The following is an 18148-nucleotide window of genomic DNA, read 5'->3' on the forward strand; positions in this document are numbered from 1 at the left end:
CAAGCCCGTCCGGCAGGTAGGGACAGAGCGCTACCGGGTGCGCCCGGTCCCGGTTCCCGATGTCCCGGCGTCGGCGGACACCGCGTCGGGATCCGGTGCCTCCTCGAAGTTCACCCTGCCCATGTGCCGGTTCATGGACTTCATCAGCAGCCACACGCCCACCGCGAGCGCCGCGAAGACGATGAAGCCGAGGACGCCGGGTGTCACCTTGTTCTTGTCGAATTCCTCGGCGAGAGGAACGACGTGGGTCAGTGCCTGGGTCGCGTACATATCAGGCATTGTCGCGGATGCCCGCGAAGAGGTCGCTCTCGGGGAGGGACGTATCGACGAGAGACTTCGCCAGCTCGTACTCCTCGGTCGGCCAGACCTCCCGCTGGATGTCCATCGGAACCCGGAACCAGCCGCCGTCGGGGTCGATCTGGGTGGCGTGCGCGATCAGCGCCTTGTCCCGGATCTCGAAGAAGTCGGCGCACGGAACGTGCGTGGTCAGCGTCCGCTCGACGCGCTCGAACTCCTTCCAGCGCTCCAGCCACTCGCCGTACGGCGACTCCAGGCCGCGGGCGAGCAGCGCCTCGTGCAGCGCCACCGTGCGCGGACGGTTGAAGCCCTGGTTGTAGTAGAGCTTCTGCGGCTGCCAGGCCGGACCGAACTCCACCTCGGGGAACGTCTCGGTGTCCGCGGCGCCATCGAACGCGATCATCGAGATCTTGTGGGTCATGATGTGGTCGGGGTGGGGGTACCCGCCGTTCTCGTCGTACGTGGTGATGACGTGCGGACGGAACGCGCGGATGCTCCGGACGAGACGCGCCGCCGCCTTCTCGTCGTCCTCCAGTGCGAAGCAGCCCTCGGGCAGCGGCGGCAGCGGGTCGCCCTCGGGCAGCCCGGAGTCGACGAAGCCGAGCCACTCCTGCTTGACGCCCAGGATCTCCCGGGCCTCGTCCATCTCCTTCTTGCGCACCTCGTGGATGTGCTCCTCGATGTACGCGTCGCCCTGGAGTTTCGGGTTGAGGATGGAGCCGCGCTCGCCGCCCGTGCAGGTCACGACCAGCACGTCCACCCCCTCGGACACATACTTGGCCATGGTGGCCGCGCCCTTGCTCGACTCGTCGTCGGGGTGGGCATGTACGGCCATCAGTCGAAGCTGCTCAGTCAAGACTCGATCCTCAGTGATTGGTCGCCATTGAGTGCTGCCGTCCCGTAGGGACGTCGGTGCGGGGTGGCGGTCGGGCTGCAGGTGGCAGACTTCTATAGTGACCGAAGCCGGGGGTGGAAAATTCCGCGATCCCCCGGTACGGAAGGAACAATCATGACTGCGGTGCGTGAAGCACTTCCGGAGGGCCGCTACGGGCGCTCCGCGGACGAGCGCGCGGACCGCAAGCTCAGGATCATCGGCTCGGTGCTGGGCGTCGCGCTGCTCGGCGTGGTCGGCTGGATCGGTTACGACTACGTGGCGGGCCAGGAGATCAGCGCCGAGGTGATCAAGTTCAAGATCGTCTCGGACGACCGGGTCGACGTCCACCTGGAGGTTCGCAAGGACCGGGACGCGAAGGGCTACTGCACGCTCCGCTCGCAGCGCGTGGACGGCGACGACGTGGCCCGCAAGGACATCCGGTTCGACGACCGCTCCGACCGGATCGACCGGATCGTCTCGTTGCGTACGACGTCGCGGGCGACCAGCGTGGAGCTGCTGGGCTGTACCGCCGACGGCGGGGCGTCGCGTTGACCGGCACGGACCGACTCCGACCTGCGGTTATCGTCCCTGACCTGCGTTGACGCGGTCGTAGCGGTTTACCTTCTCCCCCTTTTCCTGCGGAATTGTTAGGCTCGTGGTTTCGCCCACCCGTGGAGGCACATGCTTCTGGGTAGGGCGATGCTTTGTATTCCCAGTACCGACGCTTGTATTTCCAGTACCGACTAGGAGCACCTGTGACCCAGACCAGCGAAAACGTCACCTGGCTCACGCAGGAGGCGTACAACCAGCTCAAGGCCGAGCTGGAGTACCTGTCTGGTCCCGCGCGCACGGAGATCGCCGTAAAGATCGCGGCGGCTCGTGAGGAGGGTGACCTCCGGGAGAACGGCGGGTACCACGCGGCCAAGGAGGAGCAGGGCAAGATGGAGTTGCGGGTGCGCCAGCTCACCCAGCTCCTGGAGCATGCGAAGGTCGGCGAGGCCCCCGCCGACGACGGCGTGGTCGAGCCCGGCATGGTCGTCACCATCGCGTTCGACGGCGATCCCGACGACACCATGACGTTCCTGCTCGCCTCCCGCGAGTACGCGAGCGCGGACATCGAGACGTACTCCCCGCAGTCCCCGCTCGGTTCCGGCGTGAACGGCAAGAAGATGGGCGAGGACGCCGAGTACGAGCTGCCGAACGGCAAGAAGGCCTCGGTGAAGATCCTCGAGGCGAAGCCGTACACGGGCTGACCCGCACCACCTGCAGCAGCAAGGAGCCCCGGCCGCGGGACGGCCGGGGCTCCTTGCTGCCCTCAGGCGGCCGCCGAGCGGTACTTGCGGACCGCCAGCGTCCGGAAGACCGCGATGATCAGCACGGACCAGATCAGCGAGGCCCAGACAGGATGCTCCATCGGCCAGGCGTCGGACGGTGAGACGCCCGGGTTCCCGAAGAGCTCGCGGCAGGCCTGCACGGTCGCGCTGAACGGGTTCCATTCGGCGATCGGCTGGAGCCAGCTCGCCATGTTCTCGGTGGGCACGAAGGCGTTCGAAATGAACGTGACCGGGAAGAGCCAGATGAGGCCGCCCGAGGTGGCCGCTTCGGGGGTGCGGACCGAGAGACCGATCAGTGCCCCGATCCAGGAGAAGGCGTAGCCCAGCAGGAGCAGCAGCGCGAAGCCGCCGAGCACCTTGCCGGCGTTCCCCTCGGTGCGCCAGCCGACCAGCAGGGCGACGACCGCGAGGACGACCAGGGTGAGCGTCGTCTGGACGAGGTCGGCGAGCGTACGGCCGGTGAGCACCGCACCGCGCGCCATGGGCAGCGAGCGGAACCGGTCGATGAGGCCCTTGTGCATGTCGTCCGCGATACCGGCGCCGGCGCCGGCGGTGGCGAAGGTCACGGTCTGGGCGAAGATGCCCGCCATCAGGAAGTTGCGGTAGTCGGCGGGGCTGGTGGAACCGCCGATCATCATCGAGCCGCCGAAGACGTAGCTGAACAGCACCACGAACATGATTGGCTGGATCAGCCCGAAGATGACCATCTCGGGGATCCGGGTCATCCGGATCAGGTTGCGCCGGGCGACGACGAGGGAGTCGCGGACCGACCGGCCCAGGGAGCCGCCCGGGCGGGGGGCCGCGATGTGCAGCGTTTCCGTCGTGGCAGTCACTTCACGGCCTCCTGTCCGGCCTTCCGGCCGGTCTGCGCCCCGCGTCCGCGGGGGACGGTCCCTTTGTCGTCGGTCTCCGTCAGCTCGGCCACATGGCCGGTGAGCGAGAGGAACACGTCATCGAGGGTCGGGCGGCGCAGGCCGATGTCGTCGATCTCGACTCCTCGGGTGTCGAGGTCGCGGATGATCTCGGCGAGCAGTTTGGCGCCGCCGGAGACCGGGACGGTCAGTTTGCGGGTGTGCTGGGTGAGGGTGACCTCGCCCTTGCCCAGGTGGGCGAGGACGGCCCGGGCCGGGTCGATCTGGTCGGGCTGGTGGACGACGACCTCGACGCGCTCACCGCCGGTCTGGGCCTTGAGCTGGTCGGATGTGCCGCGGGCGATGACGCGGCCGTGGTCGATGACGCAGATGTCGTGCGCCAGGCGGTCGGCCTCCTCCAGGTACTGGGTGGTCAGCAGGAGCGTCGTGCCGCCTGCGACGAGTTCCTCGATGACCTCCCACAGCTGCTGCCGGTTGCGCGGGTCGAGGCCGGTCGTCGGCTCGTCCATGAACATCACCGGCGGGGAGACGACGAGCGCCGCCGCCAGGTCGAGGCGGCGGCGCATCCCTCCGGAGTACGTCTTCGTCGGCCGGTCGGCCGCGTCGGCGAGGTTGAACCGTTCCAGCAGCTGCCCCGCCCGGGCCTTCGCGTCGCGCCGGCTCATCTGGTAGAGCTGACCGACCATCTGCAGGTTCTCACGGCCGGTCAGATACTCGTCGACCGCGGCGAACTGGCCGGAGAGCCCGATCGAGCGGCGGACGTCGTCGGGTCTCTTCAGTACGTCGATGCCCGCCACGACCGCCCTGCCGCTGTCCGGCCGGAGCAGAGTCGTCAGGACACGTACGGCGGTCGTCTTGCCGGCCCCGTTGGGGCCGAGGAGGCCCAGGACCGTGCCTTCCGGCACGTCGAGATCAACACCGCCGAGTGCTCGTACATCGCCGAAGGTCTTCACCAGGCCTTCGGCATGGATGGCGCCTGGCATACGGATTCCCCCAGAGCGTTCGGGTGACTTGCCTCACAGATCCTAGGATTGTGCGCCTTGCGCCGCCCGGTGAACGCGCACACCGAGGGGACCGCGTGTCAGGCCGTCACCTCGTACCCCGCCTGCCGCAGCGCCGCGGTGACCTCCTCGCAGTGGGCCGGCCCCTTGGTCTCCAGGTGCAGCTCGACCTCCACCTCGGTGAGACCGAGCCGCGGATCGGTCCGTACATGGCCGATGTCGAGGACGTTGGCGTCCGCGACGGACAGCGAGGCGAGCAGGGAGGCCAGTGCGCCCGGGCGGTCCGTGAGCCGCACCCGCAGGCTCAGGTAGCGACCGGCCGACGCCATGCCGTGGGTCAGGATGCGCTGCATCAGCAGCGGGTCCACATTGCCGCCCGACAGCAGCGCGACCACCGGCCCCCGGAACGACCGGGGGTCGCTCAGCAGTGCCGCGACGGGGCTCGCCCCGGCCGGTTCCACCACGAGTTTCGCCCGCTCCAGGCAGAGCAGCAGCGCGCTGGACAGCTCGGCCTCGGAGACCGTACGGACCTCGTCGACCAGCTCCTGGACGAGCCCGAACGGCACGTCGCCGGGGCGCCCCACCTTGATGCCGTCCGCCATCGTCTGCAGCCCGTCGATCACCACCGGGTGGCCGGCCGCCAAGGAGGGCGGGTAGCAGGCCGCGCCCGCCGCCTGGACGCCGACGATCCGCACGTCGGGCCGGACGGCCTTCACCGCCACGGCGATGCCTGCGGCGAGACCGCCGCCGCCGATCCCGACAACGATCGTGCGGACCTCGGGGCACTGTTCGAGGATCTCCAGGCCGACGGTGCCCTGACCGGCGATGATGTCCGGGTGGTCGAAGGGGTGGATGAAGACTGCACCGGTCTCCTGGGCGTACTCCTGGGCGGCGGCGAGCGTCTCGTCGACGACCTGGCCGTGCAGCCTGACCTGCGCGCCGTACTCGCGGGTCGCGGCGACCTTCGGCAGCGGCGCCCCGACCGGCATGAAGACCGTTGCCCGTACGCCCAGCAGCGCAGAGGCGAGTGCGACACCCTGCGCATGGTTTCCGGCGCTCGCGGCGACGACCCCGGCCGCCCGCTCCACCGGGGACAGCCCGGCGATCCGTACGTACGCGCCGCGCAGCTTGAACGAACCGGTCCGCTGCAGGTTCTCGCATTTGAAGTGGACCGGCGCGCCGACCAGCTCCGACAGATGGCGGCTGCCCTCCATCGCGGTCACCCGGGCCACTCCGGAGAGCATCTTCTGCGCGCCCCGGACATCGTCGAGGATCACTGGGGGAAACGGGTGGGGCGTACGGAAGTTCATGTCCGCAAGTCTTGCAGCTGGACGCCGTGCGGGATGCCGCCGCAGCGGCGTCCTGCGTCGTTGTCCACAGGTTTGTGCGGCACTCGTACGCGTTGCCCCGGGGCCGCGTACTCTGTCCCCCACCCATCCGACACCGCACGAAGAGAGCCCCCGGCCATGCCCCCTCAGGACATGTCGACAGTTGCGTCTCCTTCCGGGGGCGCCACCCCCGATTCCCCGGGTCCCGACCACCTCCTCGATGCTCTGCAGCACCAGGTGGCCGTGTTCGCCCGCCGTGCCGAGCAGACCCGCCTCGGCGGTGTCGGCCAGGTCCGCAATTCCATGGACCGGGCCGCGTATCTGCTGCTCAACCGGTTGGACCGGGAAGGCCCGATGGGCGTCAAGGCGCTGGCCGCGGGGATGGGGATCGACTCCTCGACCGTGACCCGCCAGGTCGCGCCGCTCGTCGACACCGGTCTGGTCAAGCGCACATCGCACCCGGAGGACGGCCGCGCGGTCGTGCTCCAGCTGTCGCCGCGCGGGCAGGCCCGGCTCGACGAGGTGCGGGCATCGCGGCGGGAGCTGATGTCGCAGGTGACGCAGGACTGGACGGCGGAGGAGCGGGACACGTTCTGCACGCTGCTGACGCGGTTCAACGCGGCGCTGGCCGCGCGGCAGACGCATCAGCCGCCGAGCAACTGAGCCGGGCAGCGGGTCGGGCGGCGCCTCGGGGGTGGCATTCACTCCGTCCGACCTCTTGACCAGGGGTGGTCGGCGGGGCTGCCATGTGGGTGTGCGAGAGCGGCAGGCGGGTCCTCAGCGGCGCCGCGCCCAGGAGTTCGAGGCCTTTGTGGCGGGCGCGGCCGGCCGCCTGCTGCACACTGCCACGCTGCTCACCGCGGAACCCTCGCAGCCGCCCGGGAGCAACGAACGGGCGCTGCGTCTGCTGACCGCCGCACTGGCCCGTACATACGCGGACTGGGACCGGCTGCACGGCGAGGATCCGTACAACCGCACCCGGCAGGAGCTGGCTGCCCGGTTCGCCCGGGAGGCATGGCGGCACCACCGGCCGCGCGGCGGCCTGCTGGACCCGCTGACCCCGAAAGCGCGGCTGGTCCTCGTGCTGCGGCTGTACGAGGGTGTCGCGGAGGAGCAGACCGCCGCGCTGCTGGGGCTTCCGGTGGACCGGGTCCGGGCGATCTGCAACCGCTCGGTGGCCACCATGGGCGACCCGCGGGGGCCCACCCCGCGGCGCCGGACCAGGCGATGGACCATGGGGCCGCTGGGGGCCGCGCCGTGAAGCGCCCCGGCCGCAGGGAGGACCACGTCCGGCGGATGCTGGACGGGCCGCATCCGCAGGTCCCCGCCGGTCTGACGGAGCGGGCAGCGGAGCGAGGCGGTCGTATGCTGCGCCGCCACCGGGCGGCCCGCGCGCTGGCGCTGACGGTGCTGTTCCTGGCGGTGGCCGCGTTCATGGTGTGGGCGGTGGTCACCCAGCCGTGGCAGGTGCCGCCCGCCGAGACGACACCACCTCTGGAAGGCTGGTAAGCCCGGATTCGCCCGGAATTGCCCCTGGAGTGGGGCGTCGTGCGGATCGAGCCGAGGAGGCCGTCACGACCAGGAAAGTCGTTGACTGCCGCAAGTACCCGAGCGTCACGCTCGCTCACCGTCTCCGGTGAGGAAGAGAAAGTCCTGCGGGCCGCGACGGAACACGCGGTCTCCGTCCACGAGCACACGGACAGCCCGGAGCTGCGGCAACAGATCCGTGAGTCGATGGAGGACGAGAAGGCCAACGCCTGACCGGGCGGATCACCTGGCGATGCGCCGGGCGGGCAGCGAATCGGCCCACCCGGCGCTTCGGGGTCCACACCGTCCCAGGACGGACACGTTCTAGCCGAGCGCCTGCGTCAGGTCGGCCAGCAGGTCGTCCGCGGACTCGATGCCGACGGAAAGCCGGACCAGGTCGGCCGGTACCTCGAGCGCCGAGCCCGCCACCGAGGCGTGCGTCATCCGGCCCGGGTGCTCCACCAGGGACTCGACGCCACCGAGGGACTCACCGAGCGTGAACAGCTTCGTCCGGTTGCAGACCTCGACCGCCGCGTCCTCGCCGCCCTCGACACGGAACGACACCATGCCGCCGAACGCCTTCATCTGCTTGGCGGCGATCTCGTGCCCCGGGTGTTCCGGCAGCCCCGGATAGAGGACCTGGGTCACCTTGGGGTGCCGGGTCAGCAGCTCGGCGACCTTGGCGGCGTTCTCGCTGTGCCGGTCCATCCGGACCGGCAGCGTCTTGATGCCGCGCAGCACCAGCCAGGAGTCGAACGGTCCGGCGACCGCGCCCATCGCGTTCTGGTGGTACGCCAGTTCCTCGCCGAGCCCCGCGTCCGCGGCGATCAGCGCACCGCCGACGACGTCCGAGTGGCCGCCCATGTACTTGGTCAGCGAGTGCACGACGACGTCCGCGCCGAGCGCGATCGGCTGCTGCAGATAGGGGCTGGCGAAGGTGTTGTCGACGACCAGCCGGGCACCCGCGGTGCGGGCCACGTCCGCGACGGCCGCGATGTCGGTGATGCCGAGCAGCGGGTTGGACGGCGTCTCCACCCAGATGACCTTCGTACGGTCGTTGACCGCGGCCCGGACCGCCGCAGGGTCGGAGGTGTCCGCGACGGAGAAGTCGACGCCCCACCGCTTGACCACCTTGGCGAAGAGCCGGAAGGTGCCGCCGTACGCGTCGTTCGGGATGACGACGTGGGCACCGGGGTACAGCAGCGTACGCAGCAGGCAGTCCTCTGCCGCGAGCCCGGACGCGAAGGCGAGACCGCGGCGGCCGCCCTCGATGGCCGCGAGGTTCTCCTCCAGTGCGGTGCGCGTCGGGTTGGCGCTGCGGCTGTACTCGTAGCCGCCGCGGAGCCCGCCGACGCCGTCCTGTTTGTACGTGGACACCTGATAGATGGGCGGAACAACGGCGCCGGTGAGGGGATCGGCGGTGTTTCCCGCGTGGATCGCGAGGGTCTCAAAGCTGTGTTGGTCGCTCATGGGGCCCGAGCGTAGTTCGTCACAGGGGTGATCCATGTCCACTGCGCCGTCCGGTGACAATGGGCGTATGGAGATTCTCTGGTTCCTCATCGCGCTGTGCATGCTCGCCGCGGTGATCGGCCCCTTCGTGCTGCGCCGCAGATCCGGTATCCACCAGGTCGCGCCCGGCTCCCCGGACGCCGCCGACCCTGACACGTACGGCTTCGTCCGCCAGGAGGAGCTGGACGTCCGGATGCCGGGCCCCGATCAGGATCTCCTCGATGTTCTCGATGTCGTGCAGCGCACCCAGGACTGGCGCGCGGCCTCGCAGTTGCTGGCCGGGACGCCGAAGGAGAGCGAGGTGCGGTGGCAGCGGGTGCAGGCGTTCGCCGGCGCCGCGTCGCTGGAGCTGATGCAGGCCCCGGGTGTCGGTGGTGCGTGGCTGCGGTCGTGGCGGGCCGAGTCGCCGAAGGACGCGGGCGGTGCGGCCGTGCATGCCGAGTTCCTGGTCCAGCAGGCCTGGCGGTCCTCCACCGCGGGGACGGACGACTTCCGGATCATTCTGGAGGAGGCCCGTACGGTCTGCGGCGAGGCGGCCCTGCTGGCGCCCGGTGACCCGGTCCCGTACATCGTCGAACTGGCCGTCGCCCGCGGACTCGGCTACTCCCACGAGGAGTTCGACCGGCTCTGGGTGAAGATCATCGACCGGGCCCCGGCACACATGGGCGCGCACATCGCGGCGCTGCACTTCTGGTGCGAGAAGTGGCACGGCTCCCGCGAGGAGGCCGACCGCTTCGCCGTTTCGGCGGCCGCCCGCGCCCCGCAGGGCTCGCTGCTGGCCGCGCTGCCGCTGTTCGCGGTGTACGAGCATCTGCCCGAGGTCAATCTCGTCAGCGGCTTCTACGGGAGCCTGGTGGTGACGAGGGCGGTCGAGGGTGCGCTGTTCGCGGTGCACGCCGCGCGTCCCGACGATCCGATGCTCGCCCATGTCCGGCATCTGCTGGTGCTGTTCCTGGTGCGGATGGAGCGCTGGTCGGAGGCGATGAACCAACTCGTCCACATCGACGGGCATGTGGGCGCGCTGCCGTGGACGCAGAGCTCCGACCCGGCCGCCGAGTACACGGTGTACCGGGCGCTCGCGGTCGCCGGGTACGAGGCGAACGGCGGCAGTCCGGCGACGCTGCCGAGGTAGGGGCGGGGCGGCTCCGTGCCTGTTCAGCCCCTGTGCGGCGATTGTTCCGCCGCTGGTTTCGGGCTGCTCACGGACCACGTTGCCGCGCCGACCTGCGGTAGGTCATACTCCGGTTCCCCCCACACCACCCTTGCCGTACCGCTGTCACCAGCCCTGTTCCTGTGGGGGATCTGCCCGATGGGCCCAACTCTGCGCGCCGCCCGCGCTCTTGTCCTGCTTGCCGGCTTCTATCTGCTGAGCCTCGTCCTGCTCGCCGTCCTCGGCGCCCTCGACTGGGCCGCGTTCACGTGGACGACGGGCAGCGTCGCCGCGAAGCTGTTCATCCTCAGTGTCGTGCTGGCGATCCCGATCGTGCGGGGCATGTTCATGCTGCGTACGCCGAAGGACGACGGCCCGGCCGGGCTGCCGGTCGACGACACCCAGGAGCCCCGGCTCTGGGCCGCCGTCCGCGACATCGCCCAGCAGGTCGGCACCCGTGCCCCCGACGAGATCGTGCTCAACGGCGATGTGAACGCCGCGGTCAGCGAGGACGCCAGGTTCCTCGGCCTGGTCGGCGGCAGGCGCCGGCTCTACCTCGGCCTGCCGCTGATGGCCGGACTGTCCGAGGCCCAGCTGCGCTCCGTGCTCGCCCATGAGATGGGCCATTACGGCAACTCCGACACCCGTCTCTCCGCGATCACCGCACGCGGGCGCATCCAGGTGGTCCGCACCATCGCCCACTTCCAGGAGCGGGCGGGCCGGACCGTCGCCAAGGAGCAGGCGCGCCAGGAGAAGAAGGCGGCGAAGGCCGTCGCCAAGGGCAAGAAGGCAAAGGAGATCGACACCGGCGGTGCGGGTCTGTCGTACCGCGCGATGGCGGCGGTCTACACGGCGTACGCGAAGTTCTACATCCGCGCCACGCTCTCCGGGGCCCGCCGCGAGGAGCTCGCCGCCGATGTCGCCGCGGCCAGGATCGCGGGCCGTGACGCGACCGCGTCCGCGCTGCGCGAGCTCCCGGCGCTCGACGCCGCCCACGGCTTCTACATGAACGCGTACGCCACGCTCGGCGTCGAGGCCGGGATGCTGCCGCCGCCCGGCCAGGTCTTCGGCGGCGTACAGCATCTGCTGGCCGCCCGCGAGGACGAGCTGGACGAGATGCGCGGCTCCCTGCCGTCCGAGCCGTCCTCCCCTTACGACTCGCACCCGCCGATCGCGGAGCGCGTCGCCCGGATCGAGGCGCTGCCGGACGACGGGCGCGCGTCGGAGCCCGTGGAGCCGTCGCTGGGCCTGCTCGCCGACGCCGAGCGGACGCTCGCCGCCGTCGAGGAGTCGGTGCTGACCCCGGAGGCACTGCGGCTGCGCCGCGTCGACTGGCCGGAGCTGGTGCACGAGTCGATGACGGTGTACGCCGAGCAGTCGGCGCAGGGGTTCAGCGCGGTGGTCGGCGAGGTGACCGGCAGCGACGGCTCGCTGACTGCCACACTCGACGCGATCGACGCGGGTGCGCTGTGGCAGATCGCCGACCGCCTCCCCAAGTCCGACGAGGCCCGCGCCGCCACCGGCCGCGCGGCCCGCGAGTTCGCCAGGCCCCGGCTGCGCGCCGGACTGCTGCAGCTGGCCGGCGGCGAGTTCGTACGGCAGGGGCGGGCCCGCTGGCAGCTGTCCTGGACCGACTCCGCGACACTGAAGTTGCCCGAGGGGTACGAGGAGACGCTCCCGGCGGCGCTGGATGCGGCGGTGGCGGACGTGCCGGACACCGAACCGCTGCGCAAACTGCTCGCCCCCTAGCCCGCCTCCCTCTCCCATCCCTTATCCCTCCCCCTCCCCGAGCTCACCATTCTGGATTGGACCGGAACCCCCGTGGCACGACTGATACCCCTGCTGGCGATCGCTCTCGGCGTGTACTTCTGGCTGAAGGCGCGGAAGAAGACGACGGAGTTCGTGGAAGGCGCATCCGGCGCCGCCCCCTCGGCGCCCCGCACGCGCCGGAACCGGAAGTCCGGCCCGGCGAAGGCCGCCGCGGAGCTCGGCCTCGTACCGGCCGACGAGCTCGACACCGCGCACGCTGCCGCCCCCGACCCGCGCGACGAGGAGATACGCGCCACCGTCCGGTCCGGGAACTGGCAGGCGGGCGCCGACTTCCTCGCCGAAGCGGGCCGGGACTGGCAGGAGCGCTACCGGCGTGCCGGCGTCCTCCAGGACGAGGCCGCGGCCGACGACACCTGGCTGCTGGCCTGGCGCACCGCGCAGCCCAAGGACGCGGGCGCGACCTTCGTGCACGCCGGCGCGCTGATCAGCGTCGCCGCGGACATCCGTGGCGCGAAGCAGGCGAAGTACACCACGCAGGAGCAGTTCGCCGGCTTCCACCGGATGATGGCCCAGGCCCGGGAGGCCTGCCACGAGGCCCAGCAGCTGGCCGGCGACGACCCGGGCCCGTACATCGCCGAGATCTCCTGCGCCCTCGGCCTCGGCTACGGGCATGACGACTTCCGCGCTCTGTGGGCCGAGGTCGAGAAGCGCGACGCCCACCACCTCGCGGCTCACACATCGGCGCTCCAGTACTGGTGCCGCAAGTGGCGCGGCTCGCACGAGCTGGCCGAGCGTTTCGCGCGCGAGGCTGCGCAGAAGGGCAGCCCCGGCCGGCTGCTCTCCTTCCTCCCCCTCTACGCCGCGTTCGAGCAGGAGTCGGCGGAGCAGGATCTGGACCCGGACGTGTTCTACAAGAGTCCCGAGCTGATCGCCGCGGTCGACGCCTGCCTGATCGACGTGGCCGCCGCCGCGGCGGCCGACCCCGAGGACCGGCGGATCGTCCGGGTCCGCCATCTGCTCGCCTGGCTGCTGTACTGGCAGGACCGGTACGAGGCGGCGCTGGAGCAGTACCGCGCGATCGACGGCTACATCGACAGCGCCCCGTGGACGTACTCCGGGGACCCGAAGGCGCGCTACCTCCAGTCCCGCGACTTCTGCGCCGCGCAGGTCCTGGCCGCGGGCGGGAACTGACCGGTACGGACACGGTGGGGGCGCCGGAATCCCCGGCGCCCCCACCGTGTCCCGCCGCCGGCACCCTCTTCGTCCACGGCGGGGCACAAGCACGGTCCAGCCTCAGAACTTCCGCCCAGTCGGCCTGCGCCCGACGCCGGGCCGCCTCTCGCGGTCAGCCCTCCGCGCGGGCGGGCAGCCGCCATCCCGGGCGCGGGAAATGGCAGGTGTAACCCTCCGGGTAACGCTCCAGGTAGTCCTGGTGCTCGGGCTCGGCCTCCCAGAAGGGGCCGACCGGCTCGACCTCGGTGACGACCTTGCCCGGCCACAGTCCGGAGGCGTCCACATCCGCGATCGTGTCCTCGGCGATCCGCTTCTGCTCGTCGTCCACGTAGTAGATCGCCGAGCGGTAGCTGAGGCCGATGTCGTTGCCCTGACGGTTCTTGGTGCTCGGGTCGTGGATCTGGAAGAACAACTCCAGGATCGCGCGGAAGTCGGTCCTCTCGGGGTCGAAATGGATCTCAATGGCCTCCGCGTGCGTGCCATGGTTACGGTACGTCGCGTTCGGCACGTCACCGCCGGTGTATCCGACCCGAGTCGCCGTCACGCCCGGCTGCCGACGGATCAGGTCCTGCATCCCCCAGAAGCATCCGCCCGCCAGCACGGCCCTCTGCGTCTGCGCCGCCATTGCAGTCCTCCCATATCTGTAATTTCTGTCAGCTCAGTCACTCGGGCTGCTCGGTTCACACACCACCGGCATCCCATACCCACTTGCTCCAACGCGCGAGGGTTCCAAGCGATTCCGTACCCGTCCAACCGGCCCTGCGGTCGTCGGCCGCCGCGAGGAGCGCACCGCCGTGTTGCCCGACCGATATCGCCCCTGCACCGACTCCCACGGATGACTGACCGCACACCGGTGTCCGTGTTCGGAAATCGCCATATCGGCGAGTTCAGCCTCAGGGAGCATCTGGCGCTGATCCGAACACGGCCCGGCATGTACTGCCTAAGCGGCTCCGCGGCGACTACGTGACGTACCTGAACGGTTACGGCGCGGGCGCACGCGGCAGCGCGCTGCTCGGCTTCCGGGAATGGCCGCCCCTCAAACTGGGACGCCAAAGCAGCTTCGTATGGTCGAGCCTCGTGACGGAGCCGGCGCTGCCAGGTGTCTCACGTACGTACGGACACAGGAATCTGACCGAGGAGCAGGACCAGGTGGTTGTCGAGGCCCTGTGCCAGTTCCTTGGAACCTTCCTACGTGACGGTGATACGGAGCGTGACGGGCTGCAAAGCAGCTTCCGTGACTGCTCGCTCCGCTTCGCGGAGTGATCCACGAACGGGCCTACCCGTGTGCGGTGGCGTCGCCGACCCCAGTAGCCGATGGAGTGACGAACACCGCCAGGTAGCGGAACTCCCCGCCTCCTCCGTCCTGCTCGGAGTACTGCTCCCAATCGAGGGAGTACGTGCCTCGCAGATTGCATGTGTTCGGCTCGTAAGCCTCATCTGATTGAAGCATCGTGAGCCGGTATCAGGTCGCATACTCAACCGCGAACGTGCACGGTCACCAGGCCAGCCTGGAAGTAAGTCGGCCTGTGTCCCAGCCGCCAGCGGTGGCTACTTAGTTGGCGGTCTCGTCCCCGTCGGGCGAGGCCGCGAGTGCTTCATCACACGTTATCGTCTTCAACGCCCATCATCATGCCGAGAAGAGCGTTGCCGAGTTTCATGTTCGATTCGCTCTGCGAGATGCCGCAATCGGCACAGAGTTTTTCGCCGGGCTCTCCGCCGCAATCTTCGTCGTAGTTGAGCCCTCCATCGAAGTGCGAGTTGTACTCGTCTCGCGCGTCTTCGACGTCGAACTCCGTGGTGCACTCGACGCATTTCTCCATGCCGGTATGGAGTTTCTGGCCTCCGGCTACGGGGTCGGGGAACAGCTCCAAGTGCTCGGTGCCCTTGGTGGCGGCCAGCCCCTTGGCGAGACTAATGACGATCACGCCGGCCGCGACGCCGAGGACCGTGCAGCCGATGATGATCTTCCCCTTGTGCTTCTTGATCAGGCTCTTCGCGTTCTTGGCGAAGGAGGTGGGCTCGCCGTCCTCGGGGTTGGGCTCGCTGGGCGTGGAGTCATTCACCCGTACAGACCTACCGGACCCACCCCCCAACTGTCAGGCAATTACCCGACATTGCCCAATGAAGCTCAGTACCGTCGACAACGATGCGTCGTGAGCATGATCAGAGCGTCCGTCAGCAGCCCCGCAGCACAGCCGCACCAGATCGAACAGGGATCGCGGTGCAACCCAAAAGCGCCGACACGGCCTCAACTCAGCCATCTACCCAGGTCGGCGCCCGAGCGGGCCGGAACTGATCACAACTGACGGCCACAAGGTGCCTGATCACGCCTGTCGAATGCGTGTCGAAGACACCTCAACGCTCAATGAGCCTTTCCCGGTAACCGGTCGTCGCGCGCTGTGACGGCTGAGCTTGTGCCGCCTCCAAGTCCGCTCAAGCAGTTGAACCTCTGCACCGTGAGGCCAACGGCAATTTCAACAGCCTGGTCGATGACGCGGTACGGAACTACCAGTGGGTTCGCGGCATCAAGAGCGACGAGCTCGGGGTGTACGGCAGGGCGACCCGGGCGCGACTGGAATCGGAGACGTCGGAGCCGTAGGGGGCCCGCACCAGCGCATCCGGCCGATGCTCGCGCGGCTGCGCGCCGTGCGCCCGAGCCCGTGCGCCCGCGCATTCGATGTCCGCGCGCCGAGCGTGCGCGCCGCCGACAGCCGCTCCCGGTTGCTCAAAGTGCGGCGCAGTCACGGCGCACGCATCCTCAATGGATTCACGGAATTGCCGTGTGGATCGGCGACGAGCCCTGCATAATCGCTGGCGTCTATAGGGGGAAGGATTCGCATATGGATGGGCAAAGGTGTTCGAAGTGTTCCACTGAACGGGCGGCGGGGGGCACTGACGCCTGTCAGTGCACTCAGCAGGTGGCCACCACGGCCCGCCGGGGCGGCCCGTACGAAACGGCCGCGCCGGAGGACTTCCACTCGCGGGACGTCCGCCCATACATGTACGTCAAGCTGCCAAAACCGCCCGGCGCACAAGAGCTCCCCTCAGACCCGTCTCCGGGCCAGAGCCCCACCGCTTTGGGACAGCACGGAACACCGTCGGCCCCCGCCGCTCCGCCTTCTGCGACCGTTCCGTCGGGCATGAGCGTGGTGGGCGGTCGTACGCTGGAGGTGCCCCACTCGCTCCCCGCGCCGTCGGCACCGCCGACGACCGGGCCGGGTGAGGCCGACGCCCAGCCGCTCCACAAGCCGCACGACCCGGTAGCGCCGAGTGATCCACGCACACGGCGCACACCGAGTGCATCACACGGGCCGGACGGGCCGAACAGTGCGCTGTCGCCGTCGCGCCCCCCTTCCCGCAAAAGTTCCCGCGGGAGGCAGAGGCGCCGGCCGAAGGGCCGGCGCCGACAGGCCCTGATCCTCGCGGCGATCGTGGTCGCCGTCGCGGGCTTCACGAGCGGGCTGTTCATCCCGGACGAGCCAAGGCGCGACACCGCGCTGCAGGACGGACGCACCGGCGCGCCGGAAGAGTCCGGCCGCACCCCGGCCTCTTTGTCACCCTCCGCGTCGGCGTCCACCGAGCCGTCCGCTGCGAAGCGCGCGAGTTCCTCGGCGCTGCCGGCGTGGCCGACGTCGACGTCGGCCACGCCGGCAGCGCTCTTGGCGTCGACGTCGGCGTCGGCCATGCCGACGGTCCCGAGCCGCGTGCCGACGGCCCCTACCGCCGACTCGGTCGGTTCAGCGCAGCCTCCCACGAGCCAGACCGTCACGGGACCGGTGCTGCGCCGCGGCGACAGGGGCCCCGAGGTCGCGGAACTGCAGCAGCGCCTGCGCCAGCTCTCGTTCTACACCCACGACATCACCGGTAACTTCAACATCCAGGTCGAGAACTCCGTACGCAGCTACCAGAGCGCCCGCGGCATCTCCGCAGAGCCGGGCGTGTACGACGCGGCGACGCGCCGCAGTCTGGAGTCGGAGACCTCGGAGCCCTCGGAGACTTCGGAGCCCTCGGAGACCTCGGAGCCCTCGGAGCCCGACTGAGCGTTTGGTCCGCTGATTCGTGTTTGGTCCCGAGTCAGGTTCCGCGCCAGTTCAGGGTGGCTTCGCCGATCGGTCGGTACGCAGCGGAACATAAAAGGACTATGGAAGATGCTTGACATGGATCAAGCCGTCGTTCCTGTGGATGATGTACCGCTGCGGCTGGGGCACGAAGCCGGGGCAGGAGGCCGTACTTGCCGTCGAGATCACTCGCGAGGGCTTCGAGTGGGCCCTGCGCAACGCGAGCCTGTCGAGCTACGTACGTGGGCTGCATCCCGACCGAAGCACCTGGCAACGTCAGTTGAAGTGTGCACCCGCCCGCGTCCAGTGGGACCCCGAGCGGGACCTGCGCCTCCAACCCCTGTCGTACCGCTCGCTGCAACTCGGGCTCTCCGGGGAGGCCGTACGCCGCTACGCGGACGAGTGAACGGTCTCCATCAGCGACGTGACTCCCCTCACCCACGAGATCCACGCACTCGTCAGCAGCGGCGATCTGGACTCCGCGACCCAACTGCTGCCCCAGGAGCGGGAATACCCTGTCGCCGACGAACTGACGGCCCACCTGCGCTCGTGAGCCGACACGCACGTCGAACGGCCAGCCACCGCCATGGGTCACATGGCAGCACGCAACCGCGGGGACGGGGGTCAAGCTAACGACGTGGTGCGCGATTGAGGGTGGGGCGTGCTGGCCTGGCGGTTCGGCTTGGGGTGGTCACCTCTCGGCGCTGCGGTCGGAGACCAGGCCGGCGATGGCGAAGTGGGTCTGGTCGTAGTACTCGCGGCGGCCGAGGTAGCGCTGGAGTGGGCGCCACTGCTTGTGCTCGGCGTTCACGTGCTCCACGCAGATACGCTCGGAGGACTGCTGGTGCGTTCCTTCTCGTACGCTGCCCACTCCTGGGCCGGGGCGTTCTTCTTCGGCTTCAGCGGCGGGGCGCTGACCTGGTCGGGGAACGGCTTGGCCAGGCCTCGGTAGCCGGAGTCGACTTTGGCCTTGACGTCGGGGAACTGTTCGAACAGGTCGGCGATCCTTTCCGTTCTCACGGCGCTCTGGTCGTGCATCCGGCCGGGACACGGGTCGGGCTCGGAGAGGTGACCGGCCGGGTGGTGCCGGACACGCGAGTTGTACCAATCGTTTGACACAAACCCCCACTGGGCCGCATCTTGTACTCACCGCTTGATACAAGCGGTGAGTACAAGTGCGAGCACACGGGGGTTT

At 69.6% G+C, this 18148-nt stretch carries 22 protein-coding genes and 2 pseudogenes; 13 read left to right on the plus strand and 11 right to left on the minus strand.

Annotated features, from left to right (window positions below; genetic code table 11):
• Window positions 1–30: 30 nt before the first annotated feature.
• Together ACWCP8_RS01960 and mca are read right to left on the minus strand one after the other, a co-directional pair.
• Window positions 31–270 carry a hypothetical protein gene (locus ACWCP8_RS01960; RefSeq protein WP_352267616.1) on the minus strand — a complete coding sequence of 80 codons (240 nt, stop codon included), beginning with the start codon at window positions 268–270 and terminating at the stop codon, window positions 31–33.
• A gap of 1 nt (window position 271) precedes the next feature.
• On the minus strand, window positions 272–1153 hold the full coding sequence (gene mca, locus ACWCP8_RS01965) for a mycothiol conjugate amidase Mca (protein ID WP_352267615.1): 882 nt from the start codon (window positions 1151–1153) through the stop codon (window positions 272–274).
• Window positions 1154–1306: 153 nt separating this feature from the next.
• Here mca and ACWCP8_RS01970 point away from each other — a divergent pair, with 153 nt between their 5' ends.
• Entirely contained in the window at window positions 1307–1723 is a 417-nt protein-coding gene (locus ACWCP8_RS01970) for a DUF4307 domain-containing protein (RefSeq protein WP_352267614.1), read from the plus strand.
• A gap of 203 nt (window positions 1724–1926) precedes the next feature.
• On the plus strand, window positions 1927–2424 hold the full coding sequence (gene greA, locus ACWCP8_RS01975; protein WP_030914765.1) for a transcription elongation factor GreA: 498 nt from the start codon (window positions 1927–1929) through the stop codon (window positions 2422–2424).
• Between the two features lie 62 nt (window positions 2425–2486).
• Here greA and ACWCP8_RS01980 read toward each other — a convergent pair whose 3' ends face one another.
• From ACWCP8_RS01980 to ilvA, 3 genes are all read right to left on the minus strand, one after another.
• Window positions 2487–3338 (minus strand): ABC transporter permease, encoded by an 852-nt coding sequence (locus ACWCP8_RS01980; protein ID WP_352267613.1) that lies wholly within the window; start codon window positions 3336–3338, stop codon window positions 2487–2489.
• Window positions 3335–4360: an ATP-binding cassette domain-containing protein gene (locus ACWCP8_RS01985; RefSeq protein ID WP_352267612.1), complete on the minus strand. Its 1026-nt coding sequence runs from the start codon at window positions 4358–4360 to the stop codon at window positions 3335–3337. The genes ACWCP8_RS01980 and ACWCP8_RS01985 overlap by 4 nt, the downstream gene beginning before the upstream one ends.
• A 98-nt stretch (window positions 4361–4458) precedes the next feature.
• On the minus strand, window positions 4459–5688 hold the full coding sequence (gene ilvA / locus ACWCP8_RS01990) for a threonine ammonia-lyase (protein WP_352267610.1): 1230 nt from the start codon (window positions 5686–5688) through the stop codon (window positions 4459–4461).
• Between the two features lie 156 nt (window positions 5689–5844).
• Here ilvA and ACWCP8_RS01995 point away from each other — a divergent pair, with 156 nt between their 5' ends.
• The 4 genes and pseudogenes from ACWCP8_RS01995 (at window position 5845) to ACWCP8_RS02010 (ending at window position 7467) form a co-directional block, all read left to right on the plus strand.
• A complete protein-coding gene (locus tag ACWCP8_RS01995) occupies window positions 5845–6369 on the plus strand; it encodes a MarR family winged helix-turn-helix transcriptional regulator (RefSeq protein WP_352267609.1) in 525 nt (174 codons plus the stop codon).
• A 91-nt stretch (window positions 6370–6460) separates the two neighbouring features.
• On the plus strand, window positions 6461–6967 hold the full coding sequence (locus tag ACWCP8_RS02000) for a sigma factor-like helix-turn-helix DNA-binding protein (RefSeq protein WP_352267608.1): 507 nt from the start codon (window positions 6461–6463) through the stop codon (window positions 6965–6967).
• Between the two features lie 35 nt (window positions 6968–7002).
• A complete protein-coding gene (locus tag ACWCP8_RS02005; protein WP_411085386.1) occupies window positions 7003–7215 on the plus strand; it encodes a hypothetical protein in 213 nt (70 codons plus the stop codon).
• Window positions 7216–7244: 29 nt separating this feature from the next.
• Window positions 7245–7467, plus strand: a pseudogene (locus ACWCP8_RS02010) (DUF1059 domain-containing protein).
• 90 nt (window positions 7468–7557) lie between these two features.
• Here ACWCP8_RS02010 and ACWCP8_RS02015 read toward each other — a convergent pair.
• The gene (locus ACWCP8_RS02015; protein WP_352267606.1) at window positions 7558–8703 is read right to left on the minus strand and encodes a cystathionine gamma-synthase; all 1146 of its coding nucleotides are present in this window, start codon (window positions 8701–8703) and stop codon (window positions 7558–7560) included.
• 67 nt (window positions 8704–8770) lie between these two features.
• Here ACWCP8_RS02015 and ACWCP8_RS02020 point away from each other — a divergent pair, with 67 nt between their 5' ends.
• The 3 genes from ACWCP8_RS02020 (at window position 8771) to ACWCP8_RS02030 (ending at window position 12853) form a co-directional block, all read left to right on the plus strand.
• Entirely contained in the window at window positions 8771–9874 is a 1104-nt protein-coding gene (locus tag ACWCP8_RS02020) for a hypothetical protein (protein ID WP_352267605.1), read from the plus strand.
• A gap of 177 nt (window positions 9875–10051) precedes the next feature.
• Window positions 10052–11641, plus strand: a complete 1590-nt coding sequence (locus ACWCP8_RS02025) for a M48 family metallopeptidase (RefSeq protein WP_352267604.1) — start codon at window positions 10052–10054, stop codon at window positions 11639–11641.
• Window positions 11642–11713: 72 nt separating this feature from the next.
• A complete protein-coding gene (locus tag ACWCP8_RS02030; protein ID WP_451113927.1) occupies window positions 11714–12853 on the plus strand; it encodes a hypothetical protein in 1140 nt (379 codons plus the stop codon).
• Between the two features lie 154 nt (window positions 12854–13007).
• On the opposite strand, the gene msrA is transcribed toward ACWCP8_RS02030, so the two are convergent.
• A complete protein-coding gene (gene msrA, locus ACWCP8_RS02035; RefSeq protein ID WP_352267601.1) occupies window positions 13008–13520 on the minus strand; it encodes a peptide-methionine (S)-S-oxide reductase MsrA in 513 nt (170 codons plus the stop codon).
• Between the two features lie 338 nt (window positions 13521–13858).
• Between msrA and ACWCP8_RS02040 the strand changes: the two genes are divergently transcribed.
• Window positions 13859–14158, plus strand: a complete 300-nt coding sequence (locus tag ACWCP8_RS02040; protein ID WP_352267600.1) for a hypothetical protein — start codon at window positions 13859–13861, stop codon at window positions 14156–14158.
• Between the two features lie 335 nt (window positions 14159–14493).
• Here the strand turns inward: ACWCP8_RS02040 and ACWCP8_RS02045 are convergent, their stop codons facing one another.
• The gene (locus tag ACWCP8_RS02045; protein WP_352267599.1) at window positions 14494–14958 is read right to left on the minus strand and encodes a hypothetical protein; all 465 of its coding nucleotides are present in this window, start codon (window positions 14956–14958) and stop codon (window positions 14494–14496) included.
• A 386-nt stretch (window positions 14959–15344) separates the two neighbouring features.
• On the opposite strand from ACWCP8_RS02045, the gene ACWCP8_RS02050 reads away from it, so the two are divergent.
• Window positions 15345–15494 carry a peptidoglycan-binding domain-containing protein gene (locus ACWCP8_RS02050; RefSeq protein ID WP_351356632.1) on the plus strand — a complete coding sequence of 50 codons (150 nt, stop codon included), beginning with the start codon at window positions 15345–15347 and terminating at the stop codon, window positions 15492–15494.
• A gap of 312 nt (window positions 15495–15806) precedes the next feature.
• Here ACWCP8_RS02050 and ACWCP8_RS02055 read toward each other — a convergent pair whose 3' ends face one another.
• Window positions 15807–16580: a hypothetical protein gene (locus tag ACWCP8_RS02055; protein WP_451113928.1), complete on the minus strand. Its 774-nt coding sequence runs from the start codon at window positions 16578–16580 to the stop codon at window positions 15807–15809.
• Window positions 16581–16599: 19 nt separating this feature from the next.
• On the opposite strand from ACWCP8_RS02055, the gene ACWCP8_RS02060 reads away from it, so the two are divergent.
• A complete protein-coding gene (locus ACWCP8_RS02060; protein WP_352270748.1) occupies window positions 16600–16935 on the plus strand; it encodes a peptidoglycan-binding domain-containing protein in 336 nt (111 codons plus the stop codon).
• A 112-nt stretch (window positions 16936–17047) separates the two neighbouring features.
• Window positions 17048–17506 (plus strand): annotated as a pseudogene (locus ACWCP8_RS02065) (DUF4291 domain-containing protein); the annotation flags it as partial.
• A 138-nt stretch (window positions 17507–17644) separates the two neighbouring features.
• Here the strand turns inward: ACWCP8_RS02065 and ACWCP8_RS02070 are convergent.
• On the minus strand, window positions 17645–17773 hold the full coding sequence (locus ACWCP8_RS02070; protein WP_451113929.1) for a hypothetical protein: 129 nt from the start codon (window positions 17771–17773) through the stop codon (window positions 17645–17647).
• A complete protein-coding gene (locus ACWCP8_RS02075) occupies window positions 17761–17973 on the minus strand; it encodes a hypothetical protein (protein ID WP_451113930.1) in 213 nt (70 codons plus the stop codon). The genes ACWCP8_RS02070 and ACWCP8_RS02075 overlap by 13 nt, the downstream gene beginning before the upstream one ends.
• Window positions 17974–18148: the final 175 nt, after the last annotated feature.

Source organism: Streptomyces sp. NPDC002206, from assembly GCF_053593595.1.